This window comes from Lentilactobacillus farraginis DSM 18382 = JCM 14108 (genome assembly GCF_000583655.1).
In the GTDB taxonomy this organism is placed as follows: domain Bacteria; phylum Bacillota; class Bacilli; order Lactobacillales; family Lactobacillaceae; genus Lentilactobacillus; species Lentilactobacillus farraginis.
In genome coordinates, this window is sequence record NZ_BAKI01000062.1 from 1 (window position 1) to 10207 (window position 10207).

Sequence of the window (10207 nt, forward strand, 5' to 3'; positions counted from 1 at the left end):
TCGAAGGTCTAAAGATGAAAAACTCAAAGGGTTACTTAGTAGTTTTACCTTTTTATGGCTTAATTATTTGGGATGCAATCTTTGATGAAATTTCTTTGAAAATGAAAGATATGTTTTCTCAACCTCTTCCCGGACCTGGTATTGCCGACACGTATGGTTGTTTCCAATTCACATCCGGTTTATTAGCAAACGGAACTCCAGGTCCACAAGATGATTACCAACTTCATGGAGAATTCCCCACTACAAAGATGGATGAATCGTCTTTAACCTTTAATGAAGATACTATTACGATTCATAGCAGTTTTGAATATGTTAAAGGATTTGGCAATCATTATTTGGCCCAGCCGTCTGTGTCACTACACAAAGATAGCGGATTATTTGATATCCAACTTAAAGTTACTAATTTATCAAATTATCAACCAATGCCTTTGCAATACTTGTGCCACATGAATTATGCCTATGTCGCAAATGCTGAGATGAGCTCAAACATCCCTGATAAAGCCTTTCAGCTTCGACAAACTATCCCAGCACATGTTCATCCAACTCCTGAATGGCTTGAGTATAACGACAAACTAAAGGCCTCTGGAAGACTTATTAATAAGTTGGATGATCCTAACCATTATGACCCAGAAATTGTCTTCTTCTCTTCCGATTTATCAAAATATGCAGCTGAAGCACAATTTAGAGTGAACGTTGGGCACGGTAAAAACTTCTTAACTAAGTTTTCGACTAAACAATTTCCAATTGCTACACGATGGATTCTTTATAACCCCGACCAACAAGTAAATGCATTTGCTATTCCTGGAACCAGTACCCCAGAAGGGTTTCATGCAGCAAAAGAAGCTGGTACTTTAATTATGCTTAAACCTCATGAATCAAGAGAATTTAAAGTAACAACAGGTTTAGAAAATTAACAGGAGGAAAATACAATGAACAAAAGTGATGTCTTGGTTATTGGATCAAATATGATTGATTTAATTTCATATATTAATCGAATGCCTGTTGAAGGCGAAACTGTAGAAGCACCTGATTTTCAAATGGGGTTTGGAGGTAAAGGCGCAAATCAGGCCGTTGCTGCTGCTCGTCTCGGTTCAAAGGTAAGTTTTATCTCAATGGTGGGAAATGATGCTTTTGGGCAACAGCAGTTAAACAACTTTAAAAATAATAATATCGATACTACTGGTGTTGGTATTGGAACTAAAAGTAGTGGCGCAGCACCAATTTTTGTTGATAAAAGTTCAGACAATCGAATCCTTATTATAAAAGGTGCCAATAACGAACTCACTCCAGAAATTCTAGATAAATATGTAGATTTAATTAAAGGCACAAAAATTATTGTTCTACAACAAGAAATCCCTCTCGAAACAAACTATCGTGCCATCGACCTTGCTAATTTATATCACGTTCCAGTTCTTTTGAACCCTGCTCCCGCAAATAAAAGCCTTGATATTAATCATGTAAAAAAAGTAGATTTCTTTTCACCCAACGAAACCGAATTGGCAACGCTCACTGGAATGCCAACCAACAATATGGATGAAATCAAAAAAGCAGCTCATCACATGATTAAACTAGGTGTTAAGAATATGCTAGTAACACTTGGATCGAAAGGCGTTTTATGGATGAATGAAAACAATAGTCAAATTATTAAAGCCTTAAAAGTAAACGCCATAGATACTACTGGAGCTGGAGATTCGTTTATTGGCTCGTTTGCTCATTATTATGCCAACGGCGATGATATTCCTACTGCAATAAAACACGCAAATCAATATGCAGCTATTACTGTTACACGTCGAGGAACACAAAAATCTTATCCTAAAGCTGATGAGTTATCTTCACTTGTAAAATAATAGTCTTTCTGATTAACCTTAATAAACTTTATAACTTCTTAAAGGGCAAAAATACCGTCACAGCAACTTGACCGTGACGGTATTTTTATAATTTTAGTTTATTCTTGGTTTTCTCGATTTTCCCAACTTTTAATGCGGATTTTTGCGTCATTTTCATTTACCAAAGCCCAAGTATAAAGGAAATAGCCTTCCCAAATTTTCTTTTCAAATGCTTCCTCAAATTTATCGATATATGGTGAAATCGTTCTAGATGGTTGTAACAAATTAGCAAATATTTCTAATCCAGTAGTTGAAAATGCCGTTATAGTTACTTCACCATCAAGATTAACCGCTTCACGAAGCTTAACGGGATTTAAAAATAGGAAAACGTCATTTTCAATCTCATTAATAGCCATTCTTTGTTGCATTAGATATAGTTTCCATTCATTTTCACTCGGAATATATTTATGGAAATAATAATCATGAAGAAATGAAGGAAAGCTTCCTGCATAATCTGCTGGATTTCTAAAATCATTTTTATCTGGTCGACTGTATACTGATGCTTTTGATAGAATATCTCTTAAGATTTGAAATGAATTATTCCCATCAGTAAACATTGAAAGGAAGCGCATTTGTCGTTGATATAATCTAATAACATCATTGACTTTCATTGATCGAACTGTGGAAATTTGCAATGATTTATCAAACTTATCAATATAACGAGATTCCGTTGATTCAACCAGCCCCCGTCTTCGAAGGCTCGCTATTTCATAATCAAACTCATTAAATAAAGCCAAACGCTTATTTAAATCCGGCAAATCATTGTTCGGATAACGCTTAGTGTATAAATACGCATCACCAATGTTTTCGATATCACTTGGCAAACTATATCTGGGGTTGTCATTAATAACTTTTTCAACCATTTTTTGAAATTTATGAGAAGGCCAAAAGGCGCTTTGACCGACCATGTCCAGCTGGACTTTTTCCACTCCCTTATATGTGAATAGATAGTAACCAATTCCTGCCATTGCCAATAATCCTGTAATCATGTCTTTTGACCTCCTTCTATTACGATAAACCGTAATTAATTTAAATTCATTAGTACGGACTTTATTAATGAATTTATTATTGTATATAATATACGTGTTTTCTTGATTTATCAATCTTTTTAACACCATTTTAGCTAGACAAAATAGCAAATGTGTATAAAAAGACGTATTTTCTGGTTTTAATTCTGGTTGATCGTACACTCCTCGCTATTATCGACGAATATTTAATAATCCCTCAGCAAAAAACGTTAACTTTAAGGTTACAATTTCATACCAACAAATTGAATAAATAAACGTTTAGAAAACACACAATAATAATTCGGCTGCTTTAACTAACGCTATTTTGCTCACCGAAGTTCTAGCCATCTCTATTTAATCCCGATATGCCAGCGTTCAGGTCTTCTTTCAATTTTAGATTACCTGATTATTAAAATCTTCTGACGACATACAATGGTGACTTCCGTCAACTGATTTATTAATTGAGGATTCTCGAATTATCCAATCTAAGAAAAAGCAGGTAATCACTTTTTTTCAACTTTCAGTTAACTATTTTGCAAAAGTGGCTCAATCTTATTGAGTGTTTTTGCATCACCCTATCTTAATTAAACGAATGAAAGTATCTTCAATAGATAATAAAAAGGCTTAACGCCACTCAAACGTTAAGTCTTTAGAATTTAGATCTATGAATATTGTACCGAACTACCTTGGAGATACTTAATTGAATTGTCTAACAATTTCAAGATGGTACTGTACGAATAAAGATTCATAATTTCATTAATTTGTGGTGCTGATTGATTCCCAGTGAATGAAATGTTAAGTGGAAAATATAACTTTCGCCCTGAAACACCAGTTTCTGCGCTCACCATGTCAATCATCTTCCTGAAATCAACTTCATCATCGGGGCTGTCCCTTAGCTTTTTAATCTTGTCACTTAAGGTGTTCAACACTGCTAATGTATCATCCTTAGGCAATTTATCAAGCTGATTAAGCCCCATTTTATGGTCGCAAACATTAGCATAAAAATCGACACGCTTCATAATATCCGTAAGCTTATAAGATTCATTTTGATAAATCTTCGTCACCTGATAGATGAATTCTTTCAGATTAGTAAGCGATAGCTTTTGCAACTTTTTTGCAATATCCGTTTCGCCTTCACTAATCAACTCAGTAATCTTACTTACCAAGTCATCAATTGTATCCTTTCGAATATATTCCGCATTCATCCAGTCTAGCTTATCCTGATTAAAATATGCGGGCGACTTTGACATTCGTTTTGGGTCATACCGTTTAATCAATTCATCTTTCGAAAAAATTTCATCTTCACCAACCGGAGACCAGCTAGGAACGCAATAAAGTTAAAAATTGCATCACTTAAATATCCTTGCCGCTTGTACTCACTAATAAATTGGAGTGTATCTTTATCTCGCTTGCTTAATTTCTTTCGAGTCTTGGGATTATAAATTAAAGAAATGTGGCAGAAATTTGGATGAGTCCACCCCAACGCCTCATAAATCGCAATTTGTTTTGGCGTATTAGCAATGTGATCGTCTCCTCTAAGAACATGTGTAATGTCCATTAGATGATCATCTACCACAACCGCAAAATTGTAAGTTGGAATGCCGTTACTTTTTTGAATAATGAAGTCTCCGCCCATGTTGTCACTATCAAAAGAAACATGACCCTTTGCAATATCATCCCATGCATAGGTGTGGTGTGAGGGTAAATGCAGTCTTACACTTGGCTTTAATCCTGACGCAGCAGCTTTTTTTTGATCTTCGATGCTTCGCCCATACCATCTACCATCATAATGTGGTGCCTCACCATTAGCCCTCTGAACATCTCGCATTTCTTTAAGTTCATCTTCAGTTGTGTAATCCTTATATGCAATCCCTTCTTTTAATAACTTCTCAACATACTTAGAATAAATCGCGGTTCTCTCAGATTGGCGATAAGGTGCATACTTTGGATTAGGCTTATCTGGTCCTTCATCCCAATCAATTCCTAACCACTTCAGATTATCCTTCTGACTTTCTTCCCCATGAGGAACATTTCTCTTTGTATCAGTATCCTCAATTCTTAACACCATTGTTCCATTAAAATGACGGGCAAAAAGATAATTGAATAATGCTGACTGTGCATTTCCAATGTGTAAAAATCCCGTTGGACTTGGTGCATACCTTACCCTCACATTTTTATGATTAACTCCATTATCCATGATCAACTCATTCCTCCACTTGTTACATAGTCGTTACTTATTTTGTTACCATATGTTGAACCGTGTCTTCATCAGCAAAAATATTTTGCGGTGCTGGATGCGCTTTATTCAAACCATTAATTGCTAAATGTAGATCATCAATGAAATCATCCGCAATTGTCATTGTCATTGAAGGGCGTACAACAATTCGACTGATAGTTGTATCATCACGGTTCTTTGGAAGCGGATATGCGGGAACTTGCCAGCCGTGCTTTGCCAATTCTGATTCCAAATCATACAATGTCCAACCAACATTAGCGTCATCTGCTAACTTCCAGCAATTAATTGGTAATTGTGAGCCATCGTTCACAATTTCAAAAATCCCAAACTTTTTCAGCTCATCGGTTAACTTCAGAGACACTTTACGTACATTGTTCATAATGGCTTTAAATCCATTAACACCGAAACGAATAAAGTTATAATACTGCGCAACAATGTGTGCACCACTATGTGAAAAGTTAATTGCAATTGAATCAACAGTTTTGCCAAGATATGGAACTTGGAATCGCATTTCCTTAGGCAAATAGTCGTAGTTATTCTTTTTCCATACAATCCAACCAATACCGGGATAAACCATGCCATACTTATGTCCGGAAACGTTAATTGAAACAACATTCTTCAAACGAAAATCCCAAGGCTTGAATCCATCGACAAATGGTGCAAATAATCCGCCAAATGCTGAATCAACGTGAATTCTAAGAGGCAATACAGCTGTCTTATTATATTCAGAAACTAATTTATCGAGTTTCTGAATATCGTCAACCGCACCTGTATAAGTAATACCTTGAATACCAACAATACCGATCGTATTTTCATCAACATAATCCATTACATGGTCCATATCCATCGACATATGTTCACCATCAATAGGAACTTGTCGCAGCTCAACATTCCAGTATGTGCAGAACTTTTCCCATACAACTTGATAGCCAGACATAATAACTAAATTTGGTTTATGTGTATGGAGATCATCAATATCAAATCCAGCAGCTTTTGCACGATGTTTCCACCCAAGTAAAAGTGACAACCCACCTAACATGCAACCCTCAGACGAGCCCACTGTTGATGTTCCAATAAAATCTTTGTACATTTTCTGTCCATCTGGCACACCCCAAAGGTGAGCAAGAAATGACACACAATAGTTTTCCATAGCGGCTGTTTTTGGATATTCTGATTTATCAATTGCGTTTGTGTTTAGTGCACTTAGCATCAACTTATCAGCTTGGGGCTCCATTTCGGTTGTGCAGAATGTTGCCAAATTCTGATCTGCCTTTGCTTCATTCAGTCGGTAATGCTGGACAAGCTGGGCTGCAACATCTGGTGCCATCGGATGCTCTGGCATTTTGTCAGTAGGCAGCGACATACCAGACTCAATGCTACCTAAAAAGTTCTTTTCTAAATCTACTCTGTCTAAGTTTTGTTCATCGTTGTTTGTCATAATATTATGCGACCTTTCTTTTATTAATGTGATGATTTGTCATCATGAGTTCCGGAAACGACATGTGCAGCTTGAGAACCCGCTGGAAGAACATTTTTTTCTTCTTTGGAAAGCTCCTGTGCAACAGGAATCCCCAATTCGCCAGCCCATTTTTTATGATATCGGTAAAGAACAAATGGGATAAACACTACAATTACGAATGCACTTCCAAGCAATAGCAGATACGTACGCTGTGCAGATGGTGCAAGTTCAGCAGGTGGGAAGAATGTTACGACAAACCCAAATGCTGATAAAACAAGTCCAAGTACCCCATACACTTTTCTGAACAGCGAACTTTTAGCCGCTACAAATGTTCTATTCAATTCTTTATGCTTGAATTGAAGCACTAAATAGCTTGCAAAAAGTAATACATACATCAAGGTATAAAGAGCAACCGTCAAGCTAATCGCAGTTTGGAAGGAAAGATTTGATGAATTCTTTCCTGAACCAAACGTTAACAATGCTCCCATAGCTGAAACAATAAGTCCCTGAAGAATCATGACATTTGTTTCAATGCCATATTTATTTGCCTTGGAAAATCTTGGTGGTAAAAAGCCAGATTTTGCTGCTTCAAACATCCCTGCGTTTGGACCAACAACCCAACTACTAATTTCACCAAGCACACCAATTGCTAGAAGAAAACCAGTTAATTTTTCGACAATTACAACACTGATTCCAAACCGCTGTACCAATTCACCATATGCGTAGACAATTCCATCGCTTAATTGAATCTTATCTGCGGGAATTGTTCCGGCAATTGCCATACTTCCAATAATATCTGAAGCAATTGCGCAAATTGCCAGTGCGATCATAACCTTTGGATAAACGCGTGGATTCTTAAGATTCTTTACATGAGGTGCTGATCCTTCAGCACCAGCGAAAACAAGCATGAACGGTACAAATCCAACTAAAACATTGCCACTCCAACTTTTAGGCAATAGAGTATGCATGTTGATATTGATTAACATCGGATTGCCTTGTGCTAAATAGATAACGAAGATAATTAATAAGAAAAATACCGGGATAATAACACCAAGACTGAAACACCATTGCGCAATTTTTCCTGTTACAGCTGTTCCATGCTGCTGTGCCAAAATCAGTCCCCACAAAATTATCATCATTAACATAAATTTAATTGCTGGATTATTATTAATAATCGGCATGTCAATCGAAATTGATAAGCAACCAATGATAAAGAACATCATCGTATTCATTCCAACTGTAATGTGAATCCACTGGTAGAACAGTGCTGCCCACCCAGTTTTTTCACCTAGCATATTTCTAGCCCAAGTAAAGATCCCACCCTTACTCCAGCCATCAATTGATGCCATTTCACCAGATGCTCGCGTTACTGGAATAAACCATAGAACACCTGCTAAGAATAGATAAAAGAATGCTACCGGCCTTGTTTAGCCAAGGCCGCAAAACCATAAACCGTCATAACCATTGAAGTGGTCATCGAGAAAAGCTGAAAACCATTAATTTGGTTGGCACTTTTCTTAACACCTACATCAGATGTTTTCTGTTCGTCCAACTTAATCATTCCTTCCAAAATAAAGGGATATTTGAACGGGCGCTCGTTGTTTTTCGTAATTACAGTATGTACTATAAATCACAAATAACGATATCTAAATAGACACTGATGCAGTTTTGTTTAATTTTTAGACACATTACGTTTTGTGTTTGAAATCGCTTCCATTTTCACTCCACCTAACATATGCATTAAGGTTTCATGATCAATTTCTGCAATATCCCTAACTAAAAATTCCGGATTTTCTCGCATTCCACTACGGAACCAGCTTAAAACGATACCCTGCATTCCATATTTAAGTACTTGTAGATTGGGTTCTTTATCAAAAACATACCCCGAATTGGTTTTTAAAAAATCAATTAATTTCTTCAAAATAATCATAATTGTCTCTAAAATGAAATCATTAAAAAGGCTTGATGCATTTGATTCATCAATGTGATAAAAAAACGTTGGTCGCGTATCAATGTATCGAAAAACATGTAGATAGCATTCTGCCCAGTTATCTAGAGTAACGTTATTTACAATTTGTTGAGATTGGTTATCTAAATAAGCTCTCAAGCAATCGTATTTATCTTCGAAATGGTAATAGAAAGTCTGCCTGTTAACTTGGCTTGCTTTAACAATATCTTTAACCGTGATATCGTTAAATGACTTTTTTTCAATAAGATGGCTCAAAGATTCACACATTCTAACTTCTGTATACGATTTCATAATATAAAGCCCCTTTAGCCCTAAAATATAAGGTTTAATAACCTTTCATGCCTTGTTACAAGCCAAAGTATAACGTTTTATCATTAAGATGATATAATACTCAAATGATAAAATTCTATTCGCATTAAAAAAGCTCCCAGAACTAAATTAGTGAAGTCCTGGAAGCTTGATTGGGTTAGCTGGGATCGAACCAGCGCATCACGGGATCAAAACCCGTTGCCTTACCGCTTGGCTATAACCCAATAATAATGACCCGTACGGGATTCGGACCCATGTTATCGCCGTGAAAGGGCGGTGTCTTAACCACTTGACCAACGGGTCATCCGTTGAACAATATATATTATGCATCAAATAATCTGTAAATGCTCTATACAAAAATGGAATATTGTCTAAAAAGTACTATAAAAGCTGTTAAACCAATGTTAGCGGACATTTACGGCTTTGTTAAGCGCTTTCATATTTTCTCGTTTAAAGGTATACTAAATCAGCGGAAGGCACTTGTTGATATTTATCAGGTGCTATACATTGTAATTGTTTACAAAGAATGTGATTTTTCTAACAATTTTTTGTAAAAAAGTTAAGTACTTAATTTAAAAACTATATACGAGGGAGTAAGGGATATGAATATCGAATTAAACGAAGAACTTAAACTAGTTCAAGAAGATACTGAAAACGTTTTAAATGATTATTTTGATAGCATTGAATTCCCACAAGATGGTATTTTTGTTCTGGGATGCAGTACTAGTGAAATTAGCGGTGCATGGATGGGAACTAATTCCAGCTTAAATATCGGCCGCATTATTATAAACACACTAAGTAACTTTCTAATCCCGAGACACATCCATTTGGCAGTTCAAGGATGCCAGCATATTAACAGAGCATTGCTAGTTGAAAGAAAGGTTGCTGAGCAGAACAATTTAGAAATTGTTTCTGTAGTTCCTGCCATGCACGCTGGTGGTGGCGCACAAGTTGCGGCATATACAAAGATGAATGACCCTGTAGAGGTAGAACACATTTCTGCATTTGGTGGTATAGATATTGGTGGAACGGAAATCGGAATGCACATTAAATTTGTTCAAGTTCCAATTCATACACGACATCATCACATTGGGGCAGCAAACGTCGTTTTCCTTTCTTCACGCCCTAAGTTAATTGGTGGTTCAAGAGCTATGTATAGTTTTACAGAAGATAATACTGATGACTATGTATTAGAAAATAGTCATCAATACAATTAAAGCTATGCGATAAGTTTTAGTCGTAAGCACAGCACTCAATGACTACCTTCATTTTAATTGAAGGCAAAAAAACTGTTAACCATAGTCATTAATTTGATAAGGTTAACAGTTTAGTTTGCTTTAT

General features: G+C 36.2%; 6 protein-coding genes, 2 tRNA genes and 2 pseudogenes. 3 read left to right on the forward strand and 7 right to left on the reverse strand.

The window, feature by feature from the left end; translation table 11 throughout:
• A partial coding sequence (locus JCM14108_RS12935; protein ID WP_035181347.1) for an aldose 1-epimerase family protein occupies positions 1-914 on the forward strand: 914 nt, incomplete at its 5' end.
• 15 nt (positions 915-929) lie between these two features.
• A complete protein-coding gene (gene rbsK / locus JCM14108_RS12940; protein WP_035181348.1) occupies positions 930-1847 on the forward strand; it encodes a ribokinase in 918 nt (305 codons plus the stop codon).
• A 98-nt stretch (positions 1848-1945) separates the two neighbouring features.
• Here the strand turns inward: rbsK and JCM14108_RS12945 are convergent, their stop codons facing one another.
• The 7 genes and pseudogenes from JCM14108_RS12945 to JCM14108_RS12975 form a co-directional block, all read right to left on the reverse strand.
• Entirely contained in the window at positions 1946-2875 is a 930-nt protein-coding gene (locus tag JCM14108_RS12945; protein ID WP_035181349.1) for a hypothetical protein, read from the reverse strand.
• 680 nt (positions 2876-3555) lie between these two features.
• A pseudogene (gltX, locus tag JCM14108_RS12950) lies at positions 3556-5090 on the reverse strand (glutamate--tRNA ligase).
• Between the two features lie 37 nt (positions 5091-5127).
• Complete coding sequence (gene gad, locus JCM14108_RS12955) at positions 5128-6567, reverse strand: glutamate decarboxylase (protein ID WP_051996203.1); 1440 nt, start codon at positions 6565-6567, stop codon at positions 5128-5130.
• A 23-nt stretch (positions 6568-6590) separates the two neighbouring features.
• Positions 6591-8149 (reverse strand): annotated as a pseudogene (locus tag JCM14108_RS12960) (amino acid permease).
• Positions 8150-8260: 111 nt separating this feature from the next.
• A complete protein-coding gene (locus JCM14108_RS12965; protein ID WP_051996205.1) occupies positions 8261-8848 on the reverse strand; it encodes a TetR/AcrR family transcriptional regulator C-terminal domain-containing protein in 588 nt (195 codons plus the stop codon).
• A 170-nt stretch (positions 8849-9018) separates the two neighbouring features.
• Positions 9019-9090 (reverse strand) — tRNA-Gln (locus JCM14108_RS12970).
• 7 nt (positions 9091-9097) lie between these two features.
• A tRNA-Glu gene (locus JCM14108_RS12975) sits at positions 9098-9169 on the reverse strand.
• A 299-nt stretch (positions 9170-9468) separates the two neighbouring features.
• Here JCM14108_RS12975 and JCM14108_RS12980 point away from each other — a divergent pair.
• On the forward strand, positions 9469-10083 hold the full coding sequence (locus tag JCM14108_RS12980; RefSeq protein ID WP_035181351.1) for a TIGR01440 family protein: 615 nt from the start codon (positions 9469-9471) through the stop codon (positions 10081-10083).
• The last annotated feature ends 124 nt before the right edge of the window (positions 10084-10207 follow it).

Coding starts and splice junctions, on each gene's coding strand:
- rbsK (WP_035181348.1), top strand. CDS start 930: ATGAACAAAAGTGATGTCTTGGTTATTGGATCAAATATGATTGATTTA.
- JCM14108_RS12945 (WP_035181349.1), bottom strand. CDS start 2,875: ATGATTACAGGATTATTGGCAATGGCAGGAATTGGTTACTATCTATTC.
- gad (WP_051996203.1), bottom strand. CDS start 6,567: ATGACAAACAACGATGAACAAAACTTAGACAGAGTAGATTTAGAAAAG.
- JCM14108_RS12965 (WP_051996205.1), bottom strand. CDS start 8,848: ATGAAATCGTATACAGAAGTTAGAATGTGTGAATCTTTGAGCCATCTT.
- JCM14108_RS12980 (WP_035181351.1), top strand. CDS start 9,469: ATGAATATCGAATTAAACGAAGAACTTAAACTAGTTCAAGAAGATACT.